Below are 26,114 nucleotides of genomic sequence, written 5' to 3' on the forward strand. Positions count from 1 at the left end.
AGCTTCTTTGACTCTCTCCTCTGTGTCCTCTGTCCTTCTGGTTCATCTCTCATGAACCAGGGATGCGCTCGGGCGAGGCGGCGCTGATCGACGGCTCCCGGCCGATACCGCCTCTCCCCGCGCGCCGTCGAGAGCGTTGATCCTCTGCGTCGCGATGGCCGACAGGCCATGTCACATGCGCCCGCGGCGCCGCGCCAGGATCTTCTCCGCGGCGGTGAGCGGCCGCTCCTCGCGCGCAGGCTCGGGCGCCGCGGGCGCCGCTGTCCCTTGCGCGCTTCGCCCCGCCGCCGGCGCCCCGGCCGGTCCGCGCTGATCCGGCCGCGCGTCCACCTGCTCCGCCGTCCATGCCGGCTGCGCCGCCCCCTGGGGCGGCGGCGTCCACCCCGACTGCGCCGGCCTCCCGGGAGGCGCAGCCCACGCTGGGCCGCGCTCGCCGCGCTCGCTGCGCTCGCCGCGCTCGCCGCGCTCGCCGCGCTCGCCGCCCCCATCTCCGCGCACCGTCGCTGGCCTCTCCTGCGCGCCCTCGCGCCGCTCGCGCCCCCGCTCTCTCGCCGACAGCAGCGCCCCCACCGTCGCGCCCGCGCCGGCCGGCTCCGCCGCGCCCGTCCACCGCCTCGCCCGCAGCCGCTCCCTGGCCCGCGCGGCCCACGCCCCCACCGCTTCCGGCAGCGCGAGCCGCCGCGCAGCCACGGCGAAGAGCAGCGCGAGCGCAGCGAACAGCACGAGCTGCGGCGTCGCGTCCCGGTAAGCGAAGCGCCGCGACGCCCGATCCTCGAAGATGCCCGCGAGCGTGTCGCGCCGCTTTCCCCCGGTGAACTCCGCGATCCGCCCGAGCAGCGCCAGATCGCTGCCCGTCGGCCGCAGCTCCTCGCCGGCCGTCATCGCCGCGCCCGTGGTCCCGACCGCCTCCCCCGTGAGCTCGTCGCGGGCCACCGCGACGTAGGTCCCCGGGCGCGACAGCGGCAGCGTCGCCGTGTACGCCCCTGCGCCCGTCGCCTCGAGCGGCAGCTCGCGCGAGAAGCCGTCGGGCCCCGCGACGTGCACCACCAGCCGGCGGAACGACTGCGCCCGCCCGTCGTCGCCCACGACGCTCGCCCGCACCGACAGCTCGCCGCCCGACGCGTCCGCCTCGAGGCGCACCCGCGGGTCCTCGGCCTTGCGCGTCACGTCGCGCGCGGCCTGCGCGATCATCCGCGACGCGCCGGGCCAGCGCGTCCACGCCGCTCCCCAGCGGCCCTTCAGATCGCTCGTGAAGGCCGCCGCCCGGCCCAGCCCCGCCGACCACACGGCGAGCACCGGATCGCCCTCCGGCCCGGACAGCAGCACCGTCGCCCGGCCCTTCGGGATCGTCACCACGTAGCCCGCGAGCGGCGGCGCCTCGCCGAAAGGCACGCCGGCCGTGATCGACGACGGCGCGCCCAGCGCGACGTGGAACGGCTCCTCCACGATCGCGCTCCTCGCCGCGAGGATGGTCTCCTGCGTGAACACGGCGGGCAGCCGCGCGGCGTCCTCGACGAGGTAGAAGCGGCCGTTCCCGAGGCGCGACAGCATCTCGAGCTCCGGCACGTCGCTCCCCTGGCCGAGCGCCACGACGCTCGTCGTGATCCCGCGGCGCACCGCCGCCTCCACCATCGCGCGGCAAGGGCCCATGTTCTCCGCGTCCGAGCCGTCGGCGAAGAGCAGCACGTGCTTCAGGTTCACGGCCTCGCGGTCGAGCGCCCGGTAGGCCGCCTCGAGCGTGATGTCGACGTAGATGCCGCCGCCGCCCGGGCCCACGGCGCGGATCGCCTTGTCGATCGCCGCCTTGTCCACGACCGGCCCGAGCGGCACGCTCCACCGCACCGCCGTGTCGACGTGCGCGACGCCGAGCCGGTCGCCCGGGCCGAGCAGCGACGCCGACCGGGCCGCTGCCTCGTTGGCGAGCTCGAGCTTCGTGTGGGCGCCGGCGCTCGCCGCCATCGAGCCGGAGATGTCGATGCCGATGACCTCGGCCAGGCTCGCCCGCCGGCGCTCCTGCTTCAGGTCGAACGAGACGGGCGAGACCTCCTCGAGCGCCGTCCGCGCGTAGCCGCCCGGCCCCATGCTCCGGTCGCCGCCCATCAGGATGAGGCCGCCGCCGAGGTCGCGGACGTAGCTCGCGAGCGCGTCGATCTGGCCCGGGGAGAGCGCGTCCGCGCGGATGTCGCTGAGCACCACCACGTCGTAGCCGGCGAGCTGCCCGAGGTCGGCGGGGACGCGGTCCACGCCGCCCTCGGCGACCCGGAACGCGCCGCCCTCGAGCGCCCGCGCGACGAAGGCGCCCTGCCCCGCGTCGCCCTCGAGCACGAGCGCGGCGGCGGCGCCGCGGACGCGCACGAACGCGCTCGCCGCGTTGTCCTCGGCGGCCTCGTCGAGCCGCGGATCCTTCGCGGTGATCTCGACGTCGTAGCGGTGCAGCCCCGGCCCCGGGGCCTTCTCGCGGACGCGCAGCACGTCCTCCCCCGCGGCGATCGAGGCCTCGGTGCGCGCGATGAGCTCGCCGTCGCGGCGGAGGCGGATCTCGACCTCGGCCGGGGACGGCGACGAGGTGACGAGCCGCAGATCGAGCGCCTCGCCCTCGTCGGCCCGCGCGGGCGCGCGCAGGGCGACGACGCGGATGTCGGGTACGGCCCGCTGCTCCAGCGGGATCACGTCGACGGGGAGGCCGGCGGCGACGGCGGCCGCGGCCGCGGCCATCGCGTCGCCGCGGGTCGCGACGCCGTCGCTGAGGAGCACGACGCGCGCGGCGGAGTCCGGCGGCACCTCGGCGAGCGCGCGCCGGAGGCCCGCGGCGAGGTCCGTCCCGTCGCGGCCGAGCGCCACCCGCTGCGGCGCCGGCAGCTGCGAGCGCGGGCGCGGCGGATCCTCGGTCGCCGCGCCCGCGGCGAAGGCGATCGTGGCGATCCGGTCGTCCTCGCGCATGCCGAGCTCGGCGACGGAGAGCTCGTGCGCGACGCGCTTGTCGGCGTTCGGCACGAGGTCGATCGAGCGGCTGCGATCGATGGTGACCAGGACGGTGAGCCGGTCGAGCGGCCGGCCGAGCTCCGGCCCGGCCACGGCCATGGCCGCGGCGAACGCGGCGAACGGCGCGAGGAGGTCACCGAGCCGCGCGCGCCACGCTCCCTGCCTGCGGGCGTGCGGCGACGCGAGCGCGAGCGCGAGGTACCGCAGCGCGACGAACGACGTCGCGCCCAGCGCGAGCAGGGCGCCCCAGGGGCGCGCCAGCCGGAGGTGGGTCTCCGGGAGCAGGCCGCACCAGACCAGGCCCACGTGAAGCGCCGGCAGCGCGCCCGCGACCATCCAGGCGAGCAGGATCGGGCGGCCGAGCGCCCCGCGCCGCAGGGCGAGGCGCAGCAGCGCGAGGAAGGCGAGCGCGCCCGCCACGGTGGCGGCATGGGGCAGGAAGCGCAGCGCGGCCGCCGGGATCAGGGAGGCCTCCGTTCGATCCGCATGCGGGGGAGCCGCAGTAAACCACCTTCTGCGCCGCTCCGGGGACGCCGCTTCGCGTGGGTGTGGCCGAGTGCCTCATCGAGGCAGCCGTGCGGCGTCCCTGTCGGTGTCGAGCGGGTTTCATGCGGAAATTCAGCCTCTCCTGGAAACCTTCCAGGTTTGCCATGGATGGCACGCTGTCTGCTTATGTCGGGTCACGGCCGTGGCGAGGACCGCGGTGCAGGGGGCAGGAGAGATCATGTCGCGCATCGAGACCACGGACGCCTGGAGCAGCACGGACGACAGCTCATGGGACCTCGGCGAGGGGTTCGGCGAGCCGCCCTGCAGCGTGCACTACCAGGACGGTGATCTCATCGCGGGCAAGTACCGGCTGCTCCGCAAGATCGGCGAGGGGGCGATGGGCACGGTCTGGGTCGCGACGAACGTCGCGGTCGAGTCGACGGTCGCGATCAAGCTGATGCGGCCCGAGCTCCGGTCGCCGGAGCTCACGGACTACTTCCACCGCGAGGCGCGCGCCGCCGGCCGGATGAACCACGCGGAGATCGTGCGGGTGTTCGACCTCGGCGAGACCGCCGAGGGCGATCCTTACCTCGTGATGGAGCTCATCGAGGGCGAGTCGCTGCGGAGCGCGCTGGCGCGCGAGGGGCGCATGACGCCGGAGCGGGCGATCTCGCTGCTCCTGCCGGTCGCGGGCGCGATGCACGCGGCGCACGAGAGGGGGGTCGTCCACCGCGATCTCAAGCCGGACAACGTGATGCTGGTCCGCCGCGGCGGCGGCAGGCTGCAGCCGAAGGTCGTCGATTTCGGCGTCGCCAAGCTCGTCGCCGAGCGCGAGGAGAGCTCCGCGTCGGCGAGCTTCGAGGTCTTCGGGACCCCGGACTACATGCCGCCGGAGCAGGCGCTGGCCCTGCCGACGGTCGATCGCCGCGCCGACGTCTGGTCGTTCTGCGCGATGATGTACGAGCTCCTGTCGGGCCGGCCCCCGTTCTCGTCGCGGAACGCGCTGGACGGCCTGCGGGCGGTCCTGCAGGACGCGGTGCCGTCGCTGGTCGACGCGTGCGACCTCGACGCGGATCTCTGGGCGATCCTGGAGCGCGGGCTGCAGAAGGAGCCTTCGGCGCGCTGGTCGAGCCTGCGCGAGCTCGGCGAGGCGCTCGCCGCGTGGCTCTGGTCGCGGGGCGTGCGCGAGGACGCGCGCGGCGTGTCGCTCCAGGGCGAGTGGCTCCCCTACGAGGAGGCCTGCGCGCCCGTGAGTTGTGGCATAACGCCACGCCTTTCATGGGTGGAAGAGCGGGGCCGCCCAAGCCGCCGTTGGTCGTCGCGCCGCCGGGCGCACCGGCTGCACCGGCCGCGGCCTCAGGGCGAGCAGGTCGCCTGCCACTGAGGGCGGGCGGCGTACCCCGAGCCCGCCGCCCTGAACGCAGCGGGGGGATGCGCGAGGATCGGCGCCGCGTCGTTCGATAACGTCGAGATCGACCTGGCCGAGAGGTGGGGAGGACTCGACGACGACGATCCCTAGGCGGAGGGCCTGTCCTGGCCCTGCAGCCGCCGGGGCACGCGCGTGAAGTACCAGACGTCGAACACCACCAGGCCGAGCGCCGCGAGCGCCAAGAGCCAGGTCCACTCGGCGTGGGCGTCCGGCCGGCTCGCCGCGCTGGAGACGGCGACCTCGCCGCCGCCCTCCGCCTCGAGCGGCCTCGGCGCGAGATCGCTCTCGGCGACGCTCGTCAGGTTGGCCGGCACCAGGACGGACCCGGCCTGCGGCCCTTGCCAGGAGAGGCGGTAGAAGCCGGCGCGCGGCGTCTCGGCGATCAGGGCGAGGCCGGCGCGCTGCGCGACGTCGAGCCGCTCGCCCGCAGGGCCGATGGCCTGGAGATCGCGCGCCGTCGCGGGGACGCTCACGCGCAGCGGCTCGCCTGTGCGCGCGGGGCCGGTGATGCCGTGGGCGCGGTGGGCGCGCGCCTGCTCGAGCAGGTTGCGCACGAAGAGCACGAACGACGCCTTGAGCGGCCAGTCGCTCTCGCCCACGTCGAAGCCGAGCAGCGTGCCGGTCCGCGAGGCGGTCGAGATGTCGGTCGCCACCGTGCCCTCCTGCGCGCGGATCAGCGCCTGCGCCGCGGCCTCGGGCTCGAGCGACGAGGCGGCGCGGAGGTGCACGCCGTCGAGCGTGAGGAAGCGCAGCCGCGGGTCGGCCGTGTCCCACGAGGTGAGCGCGGGCCGATCGAGGGGGCGGCCGACGAGCGTGCCGAAGCAGCGCCCTGGCGGCGGGTTCACGATGAGCAGATCGCCGCCCGGCGGGTCGGGCGGGCAGGCGCCGTCGATCACGACGAGCGTGTCCGGATCGAGCGCGGGCGTCCCCAGGAGATCCGCGAGCGAGCCCGCGGTGACCGACGTCATCGGATCGGACGCGAGCGCCCGCGCCAGCCACGGGGAGCTGCCGCCGGCCGCCGCGCCCGGCGTCCCGCCCTGCGCCGGCCCGCCCGACGCGAGGAACACCGGGAGCTTGTCGCCCGCCGGCACGCGACCGTAGGCGACGTCGTCGAGCGGCATCGCGTCCCGCGGCGAGAGCTCGAAGAGGAGCCCCTTGCGGTAGTCGCCGGGAGACGGGCGGAACGTGAGCACGACGGGCAGGCGCTCGCCCGGCTTCACCAGCACGCGCCGCGAGCCGAGCACGTCCGAGGCGCTGTCCTGCCGCATCGTCACGTAGAGATCGCGCGGCTGCGCCCCGAAGTTCGCGACCACGAGGAACGCCTGCACCTCCTCGCGGCGCTCCTGGTGCAGCGCGCCCGCGTCGGCCGCGCCCGCGGGCCCGCTCCCGGAGCGCACGTCGACGCGGACGATGGCGGCGTTGTCCACCGCGTCGCCGACGGTGATGACCTCGAGCGGGAGCGACACGCCGCGCAGCGCCGCAGGGCGGGCCACGTTGCCGTCGGTGATCACGACGATCCGGCGGGAGCCGCCGAGCTGCCGGAGCCGGTCGACGGCGAGCGCGACAGCGGCCCCGAGGTCGCCCTCCACGTCGCGCGCCGCGATGGGATCGATCGCCGCCTTGAGCCGGACGAGGTCGCGATCGAGCGCCGCGACGAGGCGCGCGTCGCGCCCCGCCTCCAGGATCAGCGCGTCGCTGCCCGGGGTGAGGCCGGAGAGGAGATCCTTCGCGAGCCGCTTTCCGAGCTCGATCCGCGTGGTCGCCTCGCCGGAGGGCGCCCGCGCGGCCGCGGACATCGAGGCGCTCGTGTCGAGGAGGATCGCCACGTGGTCGCCGGTGAACGCCCGCCCGCGCGAGGCGGGGCGGGCGAGGGCGAGGGCGAGCAGCGCGAGCGCGAGCGCCTGCAAGATGAGCGGCAGCTGGGCGATGAGCCGCCGGAACGGCGCGCGCGCCATCAGGTCGCGCTGCGCGGCGGCCCAGAGCCACGTCGAGGGGACGCGGCGGCGGCTGCGCTTGATCTTGAGGATGTAGAGGAGGACGAGCGGGCCGAGCAGCGCGAGCAGCCACAGGCCGCCGGGGGCGAGCAGCGTCAGCGGGGGGCCCGCGGAGGCCTGTGCGAGCGGCGCGGCCACGTCAGTCGACGCTCCTCGAGACGAAGCGGCGGACGGCGCCCTCGAGCGGCTCGTCGCTCCGCGCGCGCACGTACGTCGCCCCGTGGCGGCGCGCCCAGGCGCGCAGCGCCTCGCAGAGGCCGGCGAAGCGCGCGGCGTAGGCGGCGAGGGCCGCGGCGTCCATGGTCACGTCGACGAGCGCCCCGGTCTCGGCGTCCTCGAGCGTCAGGTCGCCCTCGAGGCCCGGCGCGAGCTCCTCGGCGGCGACGACCTGGACGGCGGCGACGTCGTGGCCCGCCTGCGCCGCGCGCCCGAGCGCCGCGGTGACGGGGCCCGGATCGAAGAAATCGGAGAGGACGCAGAGCAGGCCGGGCCGGGCGCTCTGCCGCACGACGGCGTCGATGGCGCGGGCGAGGTGGGTCCCGCCGGCCGCCTTCACGCCGTCGAGGGAGCGGAGCAGCGCCGCGAGCCCGGCGCGCCCGCGCACGGGCGGGTGCTCGCGCGCGATGCCATCGCCCGCCACGAAGAGCTGCGCGCGCTCGGAGCGCGCGAGCGTCATGTAGCCGATCGCGGCCGCGAGCCGCCGGGCGGCGTCGAGCTTCGTGGGCTCGCCGAAGTCGAGGGACGCCGACGCGTCGCAGACGATGCGGGCGATGACGTCCTCCTCGGCCCGGAACAGCTTGAGGACCGGCTCGCCCGTGCGTGCGTAAGCGGCCCAGTCGATGCGCCGCATGTCGTCGCCGGGGGCGTAGGCGCGGTGCTCCTTGAACTCGGCCGACCCGCCGCGGCGCCGCGCGAGGTGCTCGCCGACGCCGCCGGAGCGGGCGCGGATCTCGAGCCGCCGCTGCAGGACCTCGAGCTCGCGGACGAAGCTCGCGCCGAGGAGCGGCTCGCGGGAGGAAGGGAGCATCGGGGAGGAGTAGACATCGTCGCGGGCGTGGGGGCCAGCGGGGTCGCGAGCGAAGGGCACCTGCGCCGCGAAGCGGCAGGCAGACGGGCGGTGGACGAGCGGAGAGAGGCGGACGAGCGGAGAGGGGGTGAACGGGCAGCGGACGGCTCGGCTCGCCGCTGCCCACCGCGACTCCGAGACAAACCGCCACCGTGAGGCACCGCGCCACATTGGAATTCGCGGCAACCATTCAATTTCCGTCCGCGTTCCGCCCGCAGGCGCAGACATGCTCCATGGCTCGTTTTGTGCGTTCGTGTGATCGCCGGACCAACGCAGCGCTCCAGCAGTCCTCGTGCTTGGGCTCGACCGGGTAGAGCCGTCGATCGCCCGATACCGATGTTTCACCAGAAGAGGAGGTATCGTGAAGGCCCTTGTTTTCCATAAACCCTCCGACGTCCGTGTCGAGGACGTCCCGGATCCCAGGATCGAAGAGCCCACCGACGCCATCGTGCGCGTCACCGCCACCGCGATCTGCGGCTCCGATCTCCATATCTACAACGGTTTTTTCCCCCAGCCGCGGCCCATGGTGCTCGGCCACGAGTTCATGGGGATCGTCGAAGAGGTCGGCCCGCTGGTCACCAAGGTGAAGAAGGGCGACAGGGTCATTGTCCCGTTCCCCATCGCCTGCGGACACTGCTTCTTCTGTCAGGCGGAGCTCCCCGGCCACTGCGAGCGCTCCAACCCCAAGCACTACGGCCCCGAGGGCGGCGTGATCGAGAGCAAGGGGGGCGCCCTCTTCGGGTACACGGACATCTACGGCGGTTACAACGGCGGGCAGGCCGAGCTCGTCCGCGTCCCCTACGCTGACGTCGGGCCGCGGAAGGTGTCCGAGGGGCTCACCGACGAGCAGGTGCTCTTCACGACAGACGTCCTCCCCACCGGCTGGACGGCGGTCGAGTGGGCCGAGCTCAAGGGCGGAGAGACTGTCGCGGTGTTCGGCTGTGGGCCGGTCGGCCTCGCGGCCATGAAGTGCGCCTGGCTCCGCGGCGCGGGGCGCGTCATCGGCGTCGATCGGGAGGAGTACCGCCTGAAGAAGGCCCGCGAGGTCGCCCAGGCCGAGACGATCAACCTCGACAAGGTGGACGCCGTCGAGGCGATCCGCTCCATGACGGATGGCCGCGGCGCCGACGTGTGCATCGACGCTGTCGGGATGGAGGCGCACCGCACCGTCCTCGAGAAGGCCGCCAACGTCATTCACGGCCAGGTCGGGACCATATCGGCGCTCAAGCTCGCCTTCAGCGCCGTGCGCCGGGGCGGGGTCGTGCCGGTCGTGGGCGTCTACGGCGTGCCCTATGACAACTTCCCCTTTGGCCAGTTCTTCGACAAGGGCCTCAGGCTCCGGGCCGGCCAGGCTCCGGCGCACAACTACGTCGACCAGATTCTCAAGCACATCGAGGACGGCCACCTGCGGGCTGACGACATCATCACCCACCGCCTGCCGCTCTCGCGCGCCCCGCACGGCTACGAGGTCTTCAACAAGAAGCTTGAAGACTGCGTCAAGGTCGTCCTGACGCCCTGAGTCGTCCTGGCGCCCTGAAGCCGCTCCCCCGCCCGCAGACCCCCGCCGCAGACCCCCGGCCAGCAGAGCCGAGCCCCGCCAGCACACCGCTCGCCGCTCGCCGCGCCGCCGTCCGGCTGACATCGACGTCAGGGGCGCGCCGCGGGGCCGCGCTGTAACTATTCGATTTTATTATCATTCCATCCGGGTATGTCGCTTGCTGTGGGGCCGGCCATCAGCAAGCCGCTCGCTTGCTTGGCCACCCGTGCTGGCCGCTCAGCGCACGGAGGGATAGCTCTGATGTATCGAGATCTGCGCTCGTACCGAACGCTCTTTCACCCCTTGTGGTTGGGCGCCCTGGCGCTCCTCGTCCTCAACGACCACGCCCTCAAAGGGTCCGGCCTGCTCCCCGGATGGCTCACCGGGAAGCTCAGCGATTTCGCCGGGCTCCTGGTCGCGCCCGCGGTCCTCGCCGCGCTGCTCCGCCTCTCGTCGCGCCGCGCCTTCCTCGGCGCGCACCTCGTCACCGGCGCCGTCTTCTCGGCCATCAAGCTCGCTTCGGAGGCCGCCCGCGCGGTCGAGGGGCTCATGGCGCTCACGCCGATTCCGTGGCGCATCACCGTCGATCCGACGGACCTCATCGCGCTGCCGGCGCTCCTCGTCTCGTACCGCGTGCTCGTCGAGGCCGCGCGGCGGCCCGGGCCCGCGCCGCGGCCGGTCGCGCACCGGCTCGCGCTGATGGCGGGCAGCCTCGCGTGCGCCGCCACGAGCCGCGCGCCGGAGCCGTGCGACGGGATCGACGGCTGCGCGCCGCCGGATCCGCAGGAGCTCGCGTCGCTCGTCATCGGCAACACGACGGAGACAGAGCAGCTCATCCGCGTGCGCCGGCTCCGGGAGTCGGTCCGGGTCGACTGCGGCGTGGTGCTCGCCGACCCGACGAGCGCCCTCTCGCGCGATCTGTTCGCGAACGCCGAGACCTGGCTCATCCAGCCGGGCCGCGCGCTCCCGCTGGGCAACGCGGGGTGCGACGCCTACCTGATCGACGCCGACGGGCTGCCGCTCACGCTGCTCGCGTGGTCCGCGGCGGAGTTTCCGGAGCAGGTCCTCACCACGTCGACGGCGAACCCGCCGGCCGATCGGACGATCACGCTGCAGCGCGCCGGGGCCAAGCTGGAGCTCTCCGAGCACGCGGCGGTGTTCCCGGCGCCGCCGCTCGAGGCCCCGCCGCCCGCGGACGCGTGCGGCGTCTCGGCCGAGGAGAGCCGGCTCGACTGGACCCTGCCCGTCTCCAGAGCAGCGGTCCTCACCAGCGTGACGTCGTCTCCGGACGGCTGTCACGCCCTCGAGCTCGAGCGCGGCGAGACCTTCTTCCTCTGTTTGCCTGGCGAGGCGATCCCGTTCCGCGAGGGCGACGTCCTCCGCCTGGACCTCGTGGCGATCGACGGCGGCAGCTACCCGGAGCTCGCGCGCAACGAGCAGGCGTTCGCGCGCGGCATCCACATCGCGAGCCAGACGCACGCCGTGCTCGCGCTGCGAGGCAATGTGCTCGCTCGCTGGTCGATGGTCGATTCGCAGGCGCCCCCCGACTTCTCCGCCGACCTCACACCCGTCGAGGGCTGCGACGGGTTCCACGACGCGTGCGGGAGCCTCGTCGCGCCGCTCGAGGCGTCGCTGCTCGGCGAGGGGGTCTCCGGGATCGCCTCGCTGCGCGCCGGAGGGCGCGCGGAGCTCGAGGACGGCGCCGGGACGCTCCTCCTCGTGCGCGCCGATGACATGCCCGTGCGCGACGCGGAGTGCTTCACCGCTCCCATCGATGAACCCCGTCTGATCGAGTCGGTCTTGGTCGCCGCCACCGCGGCGCCGTAGGAGGTCACGCCATGAAGCTTCGAATCCATGATGTTCTCGCACTGGGCGCCGCCGTCGCGCTCGGCGCGGCCGGCTGCGGCATGGACGGCTCCGATTCCGGCGAGCTCGCCGCGCCCGGGGCGCCCGTGCCCCCGGGCAGCGTCGGCGTCTCGCAGGGCGGAGCGCAGGACTTCGGTCTGTTCCGCCAGATCCTCGAGGACGGCGAGATCCCCGGGCCGGGCACGCTCGACGACGTCGGCTTCTTCGCCGAGCACAAGCTCGACTACCCGGCCGCGACGTGCGGCGAGGACGTGTGCATGCACGGCCTGCTCGGGATCATGGGCAACATGATCAGCGGGTCGCCCTGCACGCTCATCCAGATCGGGATGAACTCGCCCGTGGACCTCGCCGCGCTCGAGCGGCCGCCGCTTCACCTCGTCGTCGCCGTCGACACGAGCGGCTCGATGAACGGCGATCCGATCACCTACGTGAAGGCGGGGCTCGTCGAGATGATCGACGCCCTCGGGCCGGCCGACCGGATCTCGCTCGTCCGCTACGCGGACACCGCCGAGGTCGTCCTGGAGCAGGCGGAGGCCTCGGACACGGAAGCGCTGGCGGAGGCGTTCGATGGCCTCACCGCGAGCGGGTCGACCAACCTGTACGAGGGGCTCTTCACCGCGTTCGCCGTCGCCGAGCGGCACCTCGATCCGGCATGGCAGAACCGCGTGATCTTCCTGTCCGATGGAATGGCCACCACCGGGCTCACCTCGCCCGAGCGGCTCGAGTCGCTCGCGGCGGGCTACGCGGAGCTGGGGATCGGCGTGACCGCCGTGGGCGTCGGCAGCGAGTTCGACGTCGACGCGATGCGCGGGATCAGCGAGGTCGGCGCGGGCAACTTCTACTTCCTGGAGGACCCGAAGGCCGTGAAGGAGGTCTTCACCGAGGAGGTGAAGACGTTCCTCGTGCCCGTGGCGCTCGACGTCGATCTCGACGTCACGCTCGGCGACGGCTACGTCGTGCGCGGCGCCTACGGCACGAACGGCTGGAGCGCCGCCGAGGGCGGCGGCACCGTGCACATCCCGAGCCTCTTCCTCGCCGGGCGGACCAGCGCCGCGGAGCCCGTCGGCTCCGGCCGGCGCGGCGGCGGCGGCGCCATCCTGCTCGAGCTGGTGCCGCGGCAGGACCAGGCCGGCGTCGACGATCCGCACGCCGTCGGCACGCTGGAGCTGTCCTGGAGGCACCCGCTGACCGGCGAGGCGCGCTCGCAAGAGGTCGACATCGAGGCGCCGACCGCGCCCGACGCCCCGCCCAAGGCCGGCTATTTCTCGGACGACACGGTCGAGAAGGGCTTCGTGATGCTGAACCTCTACGCGGGGTTCAAGCTCGCCGCGCAGCTCGCCGCGGACGCCGACCCGCGCACGGCGCGCCGCACGCTGGAGGCGCTGCGCCCGAACGTCGAGGCGTGGCTCGAGGCGAATCCGGATCCGGACGTCGAGGACGACCTGCGTTACGTCGACCTGTTCATCGCGAACCTCATCGAGGCGGAGGCGAACGTGCAGCCTTACACGCCGGCCGACCCGCCGAACCCCTGGCCCGCCGACTGAACCCGCGAGCCCGCCGCGGCGCAGGCCGCGGCGGGCTCGCTGTCGCCCGGCGTTCACACTCGACCTATCAACAGACGATTCCACACGTACATGAGCGCTCGACGTGTCCCGGAGCGCGCCGCGCGCGTCTCGAGTGTGCGCAGAGGAGATGGCGCTTCCCATGGCAAGGCCCCTGTGTAGAATCCTGTGTTTAACGCTGTCGAGAAGGAAGGTTCGCCATGCGAAGAACCGGTTTTCTTGGGTTGATGGGGTTCACCGTTGGTCTGACGGCCGCGCTCCCGGCGAGCGCCGGTGTTGAAGAGTGCGGCAATATCCGGTTCGAGGGGCTGTCGAACTGTGAAGTGCGCGTCACTGCCCAGTGCTCCGCGAGCTGCAGTGAGCTCGGGATCTACAAGACGGCGTGCGCCACGAAGCTCGTGCCTGTCTGCAAGACGGAGTGCTCCCTCTCCGCGACGCCGACCTGCACGGACAGCTGCACCACGCAGTGCAAGACGGACTGCGATAACGGCGTCAACGTCATCTGTTCTCACAACTGCTTCGCCGAGTGCACCACGACCCGGGACGTCGAGTGCTCCGGCGCCACCGACGCCGTGCAGTGCGCCGCGACCTGGGACGCGAACTGCGACAGCGAGTGCGACGCCCAGTGCGTGACGGTGGACGGAGGCTGTTATCAGCACTGCATCGAGTGCTGCGGGGGGTCGTGCACGGCCGACGCGAACATGGACTGCCAGACCACCTGCCAGGACGAGATCTTCGAGGAGTGCGAGCACGAGTTCCGCGCGAACTGCGAGGGTTCCTGCAGCGGGGACGGGGCGCTCTTCTGCGGAGGCGAGTACATCATCTCGGGCTCGCAGGTCCCGGCGTGCGTGAGCGCGCTGCTCGAGCAAGGGATCGCCGTGAAGGCCGAGGCGGAGGTCACCATCGGTCCAGACGGCATCGACGGGAACCTCGCCGCCGGCATGTGCGCCTACAGCCCACGAGGCGGGGCGTCCCTCGCCGCGCCGTTCGCCGCGCTGGCCGCGGCGGCAGGCTGGCTCTCGCGGCGGCGCCGCCGCTCCTCGCGTTGACGGTCTCCCGATGACCGTGCCGAGGGCCCCCGGGGCGCTGCTCGCGATGCTCGTCCTCTGCGCCGCCGGCTGCGCGAGCGGCTGCGCGAGCGAGGACGCCGACGCGCTCGTGGTTGTCGGCCTGACGACGGATATGGCGGTCGGCTTCGAGCTCGACCGCGTCGAGAGCACCACGAAGGTGGACGGCGTCATCGCGCGCGTCGAGAGCCGCTCTTATGGCGGGGGCGAGCTGTCGCTCCCGGCGGAGCTCGCGGTCGGGCCGGCGCACGACGGCGCAGAGATCGCGCTGACCGTCGCGGCGTTCCGCGGCCGCGAGGCGTCGCCCGTCGTGACGCGGAGGGCCGCGACCCGCGCGGTCGGCGGGCGAACGCTGCTCCTGCCCGTCTCGCTCGACGAGGCGTGCTCCGCGGCTTCCTGCGCGGCCAGCGCGACCTGCGCGGAGGGGGCGTGTGTCGACCCCTTCATCGCGCCTTCCGCCCTCGCGGACCACGACCCGGCGTGGCTCGCGTCGGCGAGGGACGCGTGCAAGACGCCGTCAGCGGGCCTCCCGGCGATCGTCGTCGGGCAAGGCGAGCGCGCGTTTGCCCCGCTGGAGGACGGCGAGGTGGTGCCGATCGAGGCGGGCCCTCAAGGGGGCCACCACGTGTGGCTCGCGCTGCGCGTGGAGGGCCTCCGCCAGATGGGCTCGCGCCTGACGGTGGGGGGCCGCTTCCCCGAGCTGGCGTTCGAGCTGCTCCCCTTCACCTCGCAGATCACGCTGCGCAAGGCAGGGGACGCCGGCTGCGAGATCTACGGGATACGCTTTCAGGTGGACCGGGGCCTCCCGGTGGAGTCGGTGCGGGGCCGAGCGCTCGACGTCGAGATCGCCTTGGAGGACCCGGACGGCGACGTCGCCACGGCTGCGCAGCGGGTCGTCATCTCGCCCTGACGGAGCGCTCGCTCCTTGGCGGGTCACGAGGTCTGACGCCGAGCACGTCGTCGGCGATCGTGTCGAGAGGGCTCGGCTCGTCCCTTGAACCGAGCGCGGCCGGCGGATCGCCGCCGCGCGATCGCGGCCGCGAGGCCCGCGACGGCGACCACGCCTCCCCAGCCCGCGCCCGCGCCGGCGGCGCCGCACCCGCAGCCGCCCGCGGCGTTCGGCGCGGCGCCTCCGCCCGGCGCCCCGGGCGCCCCGCCCGCGCCCGCGCCGCCGGCAGCGCTCGCGCCGCCTCCGCTCGCTGCAGTCGCCCCGCCCGCGCCTCCCGCGCCTCCCGCGCCTCCCGCGCCGGCGCTTCCGGTGGCGCCGCTGCCGGCGGCGGGTGAGCCGGCGTCCGGCGTGCAATCCTTGTGGCCGGTCATCAGCGCGATGCGCGGCCAGTCCGACGGGCAGCGCGCCCCCACCGCCGTGCTCGCCGCGCACTCGAGCGGGCCGCCGAGGCACGCCTGCTGGAGCAGCGGCTCGAACGTCGCGCCGCCGTCGCGCGAGAGGCCGATCGTGAAGCCGTCCAGGAACTCGCTCGCGCACGCGTAGAGGCCCGCCTCCGTCCACGCGAAGCAGCGCGGCGCGATCCCCGAGACCCGCTCGAAGGCGAGCGTCGACGAGGGCGCGCGGAACACGCCGTCGATGTCGCTGCCCACCGCCACCGTCGCGCCGTCCGGCGAGATCGCGAAGGCGCGCACGAAGCCCTGCGTCTCGAACGCCGACTCGAACGACGCGCCGCCGTCGGTCGACACGAGCAGCCGCCCCGGCGCGCTCGCGATCCGCACGTAGAGCACGTCGGCGTCGAGCGGATCGACCCCCGCGATGTAGGGCTCGCGCGACGTCGTGCTCCCCGGGACGGTCGCGGTCTCCCACGTCTCGCCGCCGTCGATCGAACGCGCGAGCGCCCCCTTGACCGAGCCGCCCGCGCTCTCGAGGCCGCTCACGTACACGCGCCGCGGATCCGAGGGCGCCACGTCGACCGTGCGCGCCTGGAAGCCAGCCGGCAGCGGCGTCCCCGCGCGCGCCCAGCTCGCGCCGCCGTCGCGCGACGCCCAGAGCGCGTGCCGGTCCCCCGCGGTGACCGCGACGGCGTGCGACGGGTCGCCCTGCCGGACGGAGAGATCGACCACCGCCTTCCCGGCGAGCTCCTCGGCGCCGGTCCAGGCGCAGCCGCCTTCGGCGCCGACCGCGAGCCCGTCGCCCAGCGCGGCGAGCACCCGGCCGTCCGCCGCCACCGCGATGGGCGGCGCCTGGCCGCCCGTGTCGTCGTACCCGACGGCGCCCTCGCAGATCCAGCGCCAGCTCGCGCCCCCGTCCTGCGTCGTGAGCAGGCCGTACGTCATCCGGGCCACGGCGCGCGCGGGATCCGCCGGGTCGAACACGAGCTGGTCCGCGGACGGAAAGACGCCGTTCGCGGCGGCGGGGGAGGGCAGCGACGCGAGCGCCGCGGCGAGGAGCAGGCCGGCGCGCGCCGGGCGAGATCTCGGCCGGCGGGGAGGCCAGGAAGAGGACAGCATCGAAGACGCATCCTACCGCGGCGGGCGCGGCGGGCGTCGATCATCGCCGAGCCCCACGTTCTCCCGGCGCCCCGCTACACTCGCCGCCGCAATGCCGGAGCGCATCGTCGTGTCCTTTCGAGGTACTGCGGCCCTCTCGCAGCCGGACAGCACGGACGCGGTCACGCCGTGGGCCGGCCGCCGCGGCGCGCCGCGCCCGGCGGTGCCGCCGTCGCGCCACAGGAGCGCGCCGCGCGACGCCGGCGCGACCGCGCGCGGCGAGGAGACCTACCTCGCGAGGGCGCTCGCGCTGAAGAAGCGCGCCGAGGCGCTCGGCGCCACGCTGTGCGCCTGGAGCGCGCAGACCTTCTCGTTCGAGTTCACCCCCGAGGACATCGAGGAGGCCGTGCTGCTCGCCGCGCTCGCCGCGGAGGACGCGGCCGTGCACCCCGACGCGCGCTTCGCCGCCGGCATCGCGCAGGGGGAGATGACCTACGTCGGCGAGGCGGGCCGCTTCACCGCGCTCTCCTGGGGGCAGCCGCTGCTCGTCGCCGTCATGCTCGCCCGCGTCGCGCTCCCGGGCGACGTGCTCCTCGATCCCGCGCTCCCCGCCGTGCTCTCCGGCGAGCTCATGACCCTCGGCCTCCACCGCGGGATCGACGGCGCGCGCCGCGTGCGCGGCCTGCGCCTCGACGCGCAGCAGCCGCTGCGCCGGCAGGTCGTCGAGAGCGTGGCGCGCCTGTGCAAGCCGCCGCTGCTCGGCCGCGACGGCGAGCTCGCGGAGCTCGCCGTGCCCCCCGGCTCCCTCGCCGTCGTCCGGGCCGAGGCCGGCGCCGGCGGCTCGCGGCTGCTCCTCGAGCTGCTCCGGCTCCTCTCGCCGTCGCGCAGCCTCTTCGTCGCGCCGATCGGCGCCTCGCGCGAGCCGCTCGGCGCGCTCCGGCGCGCGCTCGCGCGCGCGGCGCCCCGCACCGAGAAGGCCCGCGCCCGCGCCCCGGCGCTCCCGGATCGGCTGCAGCCCGCGCTCGCGCGGCTCCTCGCCGGCGAGGGCGTCGAGCCGTGGACCGCCGCCGAGGTGCTCGCCGCCTGGCTCGCCCCGTCCGGCGCCCGCTTCGGCCTGCTCGCCGTCGACGACGCCGCCGAGGTCGACGCCGTGAGCCTCGACGCGATCGCCATCGCGATGGAGATGGGCACCGGCCTCCGCGCCGTGGTCCGCCTCGGGCGCTCGGATCCGCTCCCCGCGCCGCTCACCGCGATCACCCCGGCCGCGGCGGTCACGCTCGGCCCGCTGCCCGCGGCGAGCGCCCAGGACCTCGTCCGCCGCCTCCTCGACGGCTGCATCGACGAGGCGGGCGCGCGCCGGTGGGCCGCGCGGGCGCCGGCCTTCCCGCTGGCGATCCGCGAGCTCCTCTGCGAGGCCCTGGAGAGCGGCGTGCTGCGCTGGATCGGCAGGAGCGTCGCGCCGCGCCGGCGCAGCGCCGGGCGGGGCCGGCCCGCGCGCACGATGACCGGGGCCGAGCTCGCCGCGCCGCCCGCGTTCCGCCCGATCGAGGGCCGCCTGCGCCTGCTCGCGGTCGGCCCTCGCACGATCCTCACCGCGCTCGCGACGCTCGGCGGCGACGCGTCGGACGCGGCGATCGACGGCCTGTGCGACGGCACCGGCGCGCCGAAGGTCGCCTCCCTCGATCCCGCGCTGCTCGGCGCCGGCTGGGCCTTCCGCCCGGAGCCCGGGTGGCTGAAGCTCTCCTCGCGCACGCTGCGCGACGCGCTGCTCGCGGCCGTCCCGCCGGGCGAGCGCGCCGCGTGGCACCTCGCCGCGGCGCGGGTCGTCGAGGAGCACGCCAGCGTGCTCGGCCTCGCCGACGCCGCGTGGCACGCGGCGAAGGCGGGCGACCGGCGCTCCGCGGCCGAGCTCGCCGCCCGCGCCGCGCGCGCCGCCGGCGACGCGCTGCTCGAGTCATCGGCCGCCGAGCTGCTCGCGTTCGCCGACGAGCAGGAGACCGCGAGGGAGCACCGGCCCGACGAGGCGCCGGACAGCACCTCCAGCCAGCCGCCCACCTTCCGTACGCCGATCGAGGTGGTCGGCGACGCGCCGGATCCGGAGCGCGGGCCGCCAGCGCCAGTCGACGAGCGCCCCGAGGCCGACGCGCCCCGCGTGGCGTCGGACAGCGCCGCGCGCGCGGGGCGGCTGAGCTCCGCCTCGCCGGACGCCGCCGGCGGCGGCACGCTCCCGGCGCCGCGGCCGGACGACCGCCGGGCGGCGCTCGCGCGCGAGGCGCCCGCGGGTCTCCCCGACGCGACCTCGCTGGATCTCGGCCATTCGCTCGGCGACGCCGCGGGGGATCCGCTCGCGAAGACCTCGGAGTCGCCGGTCCTGTCGATGAACGACATCGCCGTCCGCCTCGCCGAGCTGGCCAAGCAGGCGCTCGTTCAAGGCGATCTCCGCACGCTGGAGCGGCTCGTCGGGGAGCTCCGCCGCACCGGCGAGCACGCCGATCTCGTGGAGCGCATGAGCGGCCTCGTCTCGCTCGGGCGCGGCGCGAAGGACGACGCGCTCCGGCGCTTCCGGAGCGCCGCGGAGGTCGAGGCGTCGCCCGCGCAGCGGGCCCGGGCGCTGCTCGCGTACGGCGTCGCGCTCGCCGCCGCGGGCCGCACGGAGGGCGCCCTGCTCGAGGGGCTGAGCGCCCTCGCGCGCGCCCGCGAGGCCGAGGACCGCCGCGGCGAGCAGGCGTGCGCGCGGTTCCTGGCGCAGCTCGCGGCCGCGACCGGGCACGAGGACGCGGCCCGCGCGTGGGCGCAGGTGGCGCGCCTCGCCGGCGCGGCGCCTCCTTCGTGACAGCGCATTGACAGCGTCGCCGCGGCTGTCCATACCCGCGGCCATGTCGTCCCGAGGGCCCTCCGGCGAGCCGGCTCCCGATGCGGAGGCCGGCGAGGAGCGCGTCGGACCGGCGGAGCGTGGAGAACGCGCCGAGCTGGAGGCGCGCGCCGGCCGCGCCGCGCGGCCGGCGCGCCCAGGCGTGAGCGCGCGCTCGATCGCCGCGCTCGTGGCGCTGGCGCTCGCGCTCGGCGCGGTCGCCGGCGTCGCGTACCAGCGCTACGCCGCGGTGCACCTGCGCGCCCTGCCGAAGGTCCCCACCTGCGTCCGGGGGGCGCGGGTCGCGCTGCGCAGGCCGGTCGCGGCGTCCGGCACCGAGCCCCGCCAGACGGTGTCGGGCGAGACGGTCTACCTCACGCCCGGGGAAGACCGCGCCGTCGCCTGCGCCTTCCAGCTCGACGAGGCGCTCGCGCGCCGCCTCGCCGGAGCGCTGGCCGAGCAGGAGCCGGCGCCGCGCGCCGCCGGGCTGCTCGAGCTCGTGCGCGATCACGTACCGGCGGACCCGGCGCACGACCGCGCGGCCTCCGCGGCCTACATGATGGCGTCGGCGGCCATGCGCGTCCTGCCCCAGGACGTGCCCGAGGTCCGCGCTGCCGCGGAGGAGCTCGACCAGCGCCACGCCTGTCGCTTCGCCACGCGGCGCCCGTGCCCGACGCGCCCCCCGCCGCCCGCGCTCGTGTGGCTCGCCGGCGTCCCCGCGGCGCTGAGCTTGCTCGCGCTGCTCTGGATCGGCCTCGCCGCGAGCGCCGCGCGCTACCGGCGCTGGACGGAGCGACGGGGCCGCTGATCACCGCGCGCGCACGCAGGCCACCGCGCGCGCCCGCAGGCCACCGCGCCCGTCAGTCGATCGCCTCGACGCGGAAGCTCGACTGGACCAGCCGGTGGGGCCGGGCGCCGAGGTCGGCGACGTCGAACCCGAAGCCCGCGCCCTGCTGGTGGATCCCGCCGGACGTGGCGCCGCTCGGCATCTTCACCGACGAGCTCACCGTGACGTAGACCCGCGCCCCCTTGGCGAACGCGGCGGTCATCGCGAGCGCGCGCCCGGCGAGCCGCGCCGCCGCCTCGCGCGCCACCAGCGCCCAGAGCGCGGTGGCTCCGGCCGTCGAGGAGAGCGCGCGCACCCCCAGCACCAGGCCGGCGCCGCTCAGCTGCACCTCGAACACCGCGCGCGCCGTCGCGGGCGTCTCGGAGGCGCGCACCGCGTCCGCCAGCACGGACGCGATCGTGCCGGCGGCGGGCAAGTCCAGCCCCAGCGCCTTATCCCGGTCGCGCATCGCCTCGCGCACCACCTCGCCGGCCCTGTCCATCGAGGTCTCGCGCGGCGCGGGCGGCGCCGTCGGCGCCGGCGGTGCCGCCGAGCGATCCGGCAGCACGCCGCGCAGCTGCCACACCGGCACGCCGTCGAGCCCCGCCACGCTCGGCGGCCGCTCGGCGCTCGGCGGACCGTCGTATTCCGTCGAGGGCGCCGGGCCCGGCGGCGCCGCCGGGCCCTCCCGCGGCGCGCCCGCAGCATCCGGCGGCGTCGTCGTCTCCACGTCGCGCCGCTCGCGCCGCTCGCGCCGCGCCGTCCACCCGCGCACCGGCGGCTCCGCTTCCTCGCGCGGCCGCGCCTCGTCCGGAGATCGCGGCGGCGCGGCCCGCGCCTCGTCCGGCTCCGGACGGAGCGGCGCCGCGGGCTCCACCTCGATCTCCACCTCGCGTCCCGCGCCGCTCGAGCGGGCCACGAGCGCAGGCGCCGGGCTGCTCACGACCCGCGCCAGCCATGGAATGGCGGCGTGGAGCAGCGTCGCTGCGAGCAGGAAGCGGGCCTCACGAGGGAGCAAGCGCGCAGCACCTTGGAGGGGGCGCGAGGGAGGTGCAAGTGCGCGTTTCATCGCCGTCGTGCTCGCTCCGGCGCCCGCTCCACACCCGCACAGCTGCGAGCACATCCCGCGCGCCCCCTCGCTTTGCGGCCCGGCGTGCTCACCCACGCGTGATCACGCGTGATCCAGCAGGATACAGAGTATTCCGGTCTCGCTTGAATCTGCGCGCACGGCACGGTTGCCGCTTGAGCTTATTACCGTGCTGGTCGATGCTCCCGCTGCCACGGCGCCTTCCAGGCTCATGGCAGGAGCAGAGACGCAGCGCGGCGCCGTCAGTGCAACGCGCTCAGGGAACACGAAGCAGCGCCTGGCCAGCGAAGGCCGAGCGCTATGTCCCCGCTGGGAGGAGCCGTACCGAAATGAAGGGAAACGTGCGCGCTGACAGGTTGCCTGCGGACCTCTCGCTGACGCCCACGCCGCCGCCCGTCACCGTGATCCAGGAGCCCCTGGATGGCGGTCTTCCCCTCGACCCGCCGCCCCTCGGCGCGGCGCCTGCCCCGCAAGAGCAAGGGTTTCTCTTCGATCCGCCGCCCCTCGGCGCGGCGCCTGCCCCGCAGGAGCAAGCGTTCCTTCCGGGCCTCGATCCCGCGCTGCAGGGGCCCGCGCCGCTCCACCTCGCCGGGGTCGCGCCGTACGGCAGCTGGTCCGCTCCGTCGCCGGCCGAGCGCCGCGCCCGCTGGTGGCGCGCCCTCGCGGCGTTCGCCATCGCCGCGGCGAGCGTGATCTTCGTCGTCGCCATCGCCGCGCGCGCGATCGCCGCGAGGATGCCGGGCGTCACCGCCGAGGCCTTCGCCATGACGCCGGTGAGCCGCGCGCTGCTCCTCGCGTCCCGCTCCGCGCGCGACGGCGCCGCGGCGAAGGTGCTCGTCGCGCCCGAGGTGTTCGCGCGCTGGCAGGGGTCGACCCCGCCGCCCGCGATCCGGCACGACGGCTACGCGTCGATCCGCGGCGGCGTGCTCTTCACGCCCGACTCGTTCAGGCCGACCGGGTCGAGCTACGACCTCCTGCTGCACTTCCACGGCAACACGCAGCTCGTCCGCGAGAGCGCCGAGGTCGCCGGGCTGAACGCCGCGGTCGCCGTCATCAACCTCGGCATCGGCTCGGGGGCCTACGAGGACCTCTACGCGCAGCCGGGCGTCTACGAGAGCCTGCTCGCCGACATCGACAGGGCGCTCGCGCAGCGCGGGCTGCCGACCCCGCGGCTCCGCCGCGTCGCCCTCTCCTCGTGGAGCGCGGGCTACGGCGCGGTCGCCAAGATCCTGGAGCTCCGCCGCGGCACGGACACGCTCGACGCGATCCTCATCACCGACGGCATCCACTGCGGCTTCGCCCCCGAGCAGCCGAGCGGGCTCAACACGCTCCAGCTCGCCTCGTTCGCGCGCGCCGCGCAGCTCGCGGCCTCCGGTCAGCTGCTGTTCACGATCACGCACTCCGAGATCGACCCGATCGCGTACGCCAGCTCCAGCGCCACGGCCAGCTACCTGCTCGGCGCCGCGGCAGGGCACCCCGTCGAGCGGGAGCCCGCGCGGGACGCGCCGCCGCACCTGCGCCTGCGCGCGGCCGAGGGCGCCGTCTCGAAGAAGCTCGAGAAGCAGATGATCCCGACCACCGAGGCGAGCCTGGGCGGGCTCCACGTCCGCGGGTTCCGGGGCAACACGCCCGAGCACCACATGGCGCACCTGCTCCAGATGGCGTCGACCGTGCTCCCCGAGCTCGTCGAGCGCTGGCGCGAAGGCGGCGATCCCCTTCCGCAGGGCCCCTGAGCGCGCTCGCCCGCCGGCCGGGCCGCCGCCTCAGCTCCGGCTCCGGGCCTCGTCGATCCAGGCCTTGATCGCCGCCGTCACCGGGTGATCCGACCCGAGATCCGCCTCGGCGAGCGCGAGCGCCCGCTCGTAGAGCGGCAGCGCCGCGGAGACCCGCCCCGCCGCGTGGTGGACCTGCGCCAGCCGGACCAGGGTCGGCCGGAGCGACGGGTGGGAGGCCCCGCCGAGCGCCTCCCGCGCGGCGAGCGCGCGCTCGTACAGCGCCGCCGCCTCGGCCATGTCGCCGAGCGCCTCCCGCGCGGCCGCCAGGTTGTGGAGGATCGACGCGAGGAGCGCCCCCTCCGCGGACGGGTCCGCGTCGGTGATCTCGAGCGCCCGCCGGAGCATCGCCTCCCGCTCGGCGACCGGGCGGTCCTCCTCGAGAAAGGTGGCCGCGTTGTAGAGCGCCTCCGCGACGAGCGGGTGACGGGCGCCGAGCGCCCCCTCGCGCAGCGCGAGCGCCCGCTGGAAGAGCGGCGCCGCCTCGGCGCGCGCCCCCCGCCTGCCGAGCAGCAGACCGAGCCGGTTCAGCAGCGCCGAGAGCTGCGCTGGATCGGGGTCGCGCATCCGCTCGTACCCCGCGAGCATCCGCCGGAACAGCGCCTCGACGTCCTCGGCCTTGCCCTGCCGCTCGAGGATGGCCGCGAGCTGCTCGAGCAGCCTCGGCAGCGGCGGATCGGCGCTCGCCCCGGCCGCCTCGGCGATGGCGATCGCCCTCGCCGAGCTGGCGCGGGCCTCGTCCAGCCGCCCCTGCGCGAGCTGCGCCGAGCTCAGCGCGTAGAGCGGCCCCGTGAGCTCGGCGTCCTCGGCGCCGTAGATCTCCTCGGCGATCCCGAGCGCCCGCGCGCACATCGCCTCCGCGTCGGCGTGGCGGGAGCCGGCCAGCGCCGACGCCGCCTCGTCGAGTAGGCGTCGGTACTCTCTCCCCCTCCACCAGCGCCGCACGGCGCGATCGGGTCGCATCCCCCTGTACTACCTCGCCCCCGCCCGTCGGGGCGAGAACCGGCGCGGGGGGGCGAGGGACGTCCGAGGACGGCGGCGGCGGGGCGGCGCACGGACCGTCGGAGAAGGGCATCGCGCGGACGCGGAGCGGTGTAATCTGCTCGCAGGATCTCGTGGCGCGAAGGTGGGATGCGGACGCTCGATGCCAGCAACTGGCGGTTCCCGTGGATCGGGGCTATGGCGCAACACGCATGGTGCAGCGCCTCCCGCAAGGCCTCCCGCGCGGCCTCCGGTACGGGGACATCGGCCTCGCGAGCGGGGCGATCGAGGAAAGGTCGCCAAGGACTTTTCTTCCGTTTAGACTGCCCCGACGGCCCCACGCGTCGAAGCCCCCCACGGTCATGAGGTCCAAGCTCACGCATCGCGAGGCATCGACAACGAGGGGAGGGCTCGCCCGCGCCCGCACGGGGAAGGCGACGGAGTTCATATGAGTGCCAACGAAAACGTCGTCGATGAAGTAGCGCGCAGCGAGCCGATCGATCCGTTGCTCGGAAAGGTGCTCAACGGCAAGTTCAAGATCCTGTCCATGCTCGCCACGGGCGGCATGGGCACGATCTACCGCGGCGAGCAGATCCCGCTCGGGCGCCCGGTGGCGATCAAGGTCTTGATCCCGAACCAGGCCTCGCGGCAGCTCGACCCGAACTTCCACAAGCGCTTCTTCCTCGAAGCGAGCATCCTCGCGCGCCTCCAGCACCCGAACATCGTCACCGTCTTCGATTACGGCAAGATTGAGGCCGATGATCAGGAGCGGTTCTTCATGGCGATGGAGTTCCTCGAGGGCGAGACGCTCTTCCGGCGCGTGCGCCGGCAGGGGCGCCTGCCGCCGCCCGAGGCCATGCGGATCGCCCGGCAGATCGCGCGCGGGCTCCGCGAGGCGCACAAGCACGGCGTCGTCCACCGCGACCTCAAGCCGTCGAACATCATGCTCGTCTCCAACGAGGACTCGGAGGAGGCGGTCAAGATCCTCGACTTCGGCCTGGTGAAGCAGCTCGGCGACGACTCGGAGGAGCTCACGCAGCAGGGCGCGTTCCTCGGATCGCCCCGCTTCATGTCGCCCGAGCAGATCTCGCACGGCAAGGTCGATCTCCGGACCGACATCTACTCGCTGGGCGTGATCCTCTACCAGATGCTCTGCGGGAAGGTCCCGTTCGAGTCCGAGAAGTCGATCCAGATCCTGATGGCGCACCTCCAGCAGCCGGTGCCGCGCATGAAGGAGCGGAACCCGGACGTCGACATCCCGGAGCCGCTCGAGGCGCTCGTGATGCGCTGCCTCGCGAAGGATCCGGACGGCCGGCCCGCGACGATGGACGCGCTCATCCAGGGCCTCGGCGAGTGCGCGCGCGGCATGGGCGTGACGACCGCCTTCGGCGGCACGCAGATCACCTCGTTCGAGTCGCTGCCCGGCGTGCAGATCTCGTCGCGCTCGTCCACGATGCAGGCGCTCAAGGAGGCGGTCACGCTCCCGGCGCCGTCGACGGACGACGAGGCGAGCGGACGCACCTCCGGCGTCGGGACGGGCCCCGGCGGCGTGGCGGCGGCCTCGGCGAACACGGCGAAGGACGGGGCGGGCGCGCAGGAGGCGCGCCCCGGCGGGCGCAAGGCGATGATCCTCGCCGCCATCGGCGCGGTGGTCGTGGCCGCGGTCGTGTTCGTGCTGACCCGCAGCCCGGCGGAGAGCGTCGCCACGACGACCCCGCCCACGCCCGGGCCCGCGCCGACCGCCACGCCCACCGAGCACAAGGGCGCGCCCTCGTTCATGCTCATCATCGAGTCGATCCCGCCGGGCGCCGAGGTCCTCGAGGACGGCAAGTCGCTCGGGCAGACGCCGCTCCAGCTCTCGATCGAGAACGAGCAGGTGCGCGCGGCGCCTCGCCGGCTGACGCTCCAGAAGGAGGGCTTCCAGCCCTACTCCATCGTCCAGGGGCCGTCGGAGATGTCCGTGCAGACCGTCGCGCGCCTCGCGCAGGCGGCCACGCCGCCGAAGACCGAGGAGCAGCCGTCGCAGGGCTCGGGCGGCCGGCGGAACTGGGGCCGCACCGCCCCCCGCACGCCGCCGACGCAGCCCACGTCGAAGCCGACCGCGACGGAGCCCTCGGCGCCCTCCATCCGGATCGACCGGTAACGATCCGGATCGACCAGCAACGATCA

The 26,114-nt window shown here is 74.9% G+C and carries 16 protein-coding genes; 10 read left to right on the plus strand and 6 right to left on the minus strand.

The annotated features are described in order from the left end of the window. Positions 1-171: 171 nt before the first annotated feature. Positions 172-3,402 (minus strand): VWA domain-containing protein, encoded by a 3,231-nt coding sequence (locus WME85_RS03485; RefSeq protein WP_437835260.1) that lies wholly within the window; start codon positions 3,400-3,402, stop codon positions 172-174. A 304-nt stretch (positions 3,403-3,706) separates the two neighbouring features. Here WME85_RS03485 and WME85_RS03490 point away from each other — a divergent pair, with 304 nt between their 5' ends. Beyond that, complete coding sequence (locus WME85_RS03490; protein WP_437835261.1) at positions 3,707-4,852, plus strand: serine/threonine-protein kinase; 1,146 nt, start codon at positions 3,707-3,709, stop codon at positions 4,850-4,852. 131 nt (positions 4,853-4,983) lie between these two features. Here WME85_RS03490 and WME85_RS03495 read toward each other — a convergent pair whose 3' ends face one another. After that, positions 4,984-7,029 (minus strand): VWA domain-containing protein, encoded by a 2,046-nt coding sequence (locus WME85_RS03495; RefSeq protein ID WP_437835262.1) that lies wholly within the window; start codon positions 7,027-7,029, stop codon positions 4,984-4,986. A gap of 1 nt (position 7,030) precedes the next feature. Continuing rightward, a complete protein-coding gene (locus WME85_RS03500; RefSeq protein WP_437835263.1) occupies positions 7,031-7,918 on the minus strand; it encodes a DUF58 domain-containing protein in 888 nt (295 codons plus the stop codon). 400 nt (positions 7,919-8,318) lie between these two features. Between WME85_RS03500 and WME85_RS03505 the strand changes: the two genes are divergently transcribed. The 5 genes from WME85_RS03505 (at position 8,319) to WME85_RS03525 (ending at position 14,899) form a co-directional block, all read left to right on the plus strand. Continuing rightward, positions 8,319-9,476 (plus strand): zinc-dependent alcohol dehydrogenase, encoded by a 1,158-nt coding sequence (locus tag WME85_RS03505; RefSeq protein WP_437835264.1) that lies wholly within the window; start codon positions 8,319-8,321, stop codon positions 9,474-9,476. 279 nt (positions 9,477-9,755) lie between these two features. Next, positions 9,756-11,321, plus strand: a complete 1,566-nt coding sequence (locus WME85_RS03510) for a hypothetical protein (RefSeq protein WP_437835265.1) — start codon at positions 9,756-9,758, stop codon at positions 11,319-11,321. Between the two features lie 11 nt (positions 11,322-11,332). Then, the gene (locus tag WME85_RS03515; RefSeq protein ID WP_437835266.1) at positions 11,333-12,904 is read left to right on the plus strand and encodes a vWA domain-containing protein; all 1,572 of its coding nucleotides are present in this window, start codon (positions 11,333-11,335) and stop codon (positions 12,902-12,904) included. 218 nt (positions 12,905-13,122) lie between these two features. After that, positions 13,123-13,971, plus strand: coding sequence for a hypothetical protein (locus tag WME85_RS03520; RefSeq protein ID WP_437835267.1), 849 nt, complete (start codon positions 13,123-13,125; stop codon positions 13,969-13,971). Positions 13,972-13,981: 10 nt separating this feature from the next. Then, on the plus strand, positions 13,982-14,899 hold the full coding sequence (locus WME85_RS03525; RefSeq protein ID WP_437835268.1) for a hypothetical protein: 918 nt from the start codon (positions 13,982-13,984) through the stop codon (positions 14,897-14,899). Positions 14,900-14,922: 23 nt separating this feature from the next. On the opposite strand, the gene WME85_RS03530 is transcribed toward WME85_RS03525, so the two are convergent. Continuing rightward, on the minus strand, positions 14,923-16,449 hold the full coding sequence (locus WME85_RS03530) for a WD40/YVTN/BNR-like repeat-containing protein (RefSeq protein ID WP_437835269.1): 1,527 nt from the start codon (positions 16,447-16,449) through the stop codon (positions 14,923-14,925). A gap of 91 nt (positions 16,450-16,540) precedes the next feature. Here WME85_RS03530 and WME85_RS03535 point away from each other — a divergent pair, with 91 nt between their 5' ends. Then, a complete protein-coding gene (locus WME85_RS03535) occupies positions 16,541-19,261 on the plus strand; it encodes a hypothetical protein (RefSeq protein WP_437835270.1) in 2,721 nt (906 codons plus the stop codon). A 43-nt stretch (positions 19,262-19,304) separates the two neighbouring features. Next, complete coding sequence (locus WME85_RS03540) at positions 19,305-20,087, plus strand: hypothetical protein (protein ID WP_437835271.1); 783 nt, start codon at positions 19,305-19,307, stop codon at positions 20,085-20,087. A gap of 52 nt (positions 20,088-20,139) precedes the next feature. Here WME85_RS03540 and WME85_RS03545 read toward each other — a convergent pair whose 3' ends face one another. Beyond that, positions 20,140-21,123: a hypothetical protein gene (locus WME85_RS03545; RefSeq protein ID WP_437835272.1), complete on the minus strand. Its 984-nt coding sequence runs from the start codon at positions 21,121-21,123 to the stop codon at positions 20,140-20,142. Positions 21,124-21,521: 398 nt separating this feature from the next. On the opposite strand from WME85_RS03545, the gene WME85_RS03550 reads away from it, so the two are divergent. Further along, positions 21,522-22,925: a hypothetical protein gene (locus WME85_RS03550; protein ID WP_437835273.1), complete on the plus strand. Its 1,404-nt coding sequence runs from the start codon at positions 21,522-21,524 to the stop codon at positions 22,923-22,925. Between the two features lie 30 nt (positions 22,926-22,955). Here the strand turns inward: WME85_RS03550 and WME85_RS03555 are convergent, their stop codons facing one another. After that, positions 22,956-23,927, minus strand: a complete 972-nt coding sequence (locus tag WME85_RS03555; RefSeq protein WP_437835274.1) for a tetratricopeptide repeat protein — start codon at positions 23,925-23,927, stop codon at positions 22,956-22,958. 466 nt (positions 23,928-24,393) lie between these two features. On the opposite strand from WME85_RS03555, the gene WME85_RS03560 reads away from it, so the two are divergent. Further along, on the plus strand, positions 24,394-26,088 hold the full coding sequence (locus WME85_RS03560; protein WP_437835275.1) for a serine/threonine protein kinase: 1,695 nt from the start codon (positions 24,394-24,396) through the stop codon (positions 26,086-26,088). The last annotated feature ends 26 nt before the right edge of the window (positions 26,089-26,114 follow it).

Source organism: Sorangium sp. So ce1153 (assembly GCF_051521595.1).
Lineage (GTDB): Bacteria > Myxococcota_A > Polyangia > Polyangiales > Polyangiaceae > Sorangium.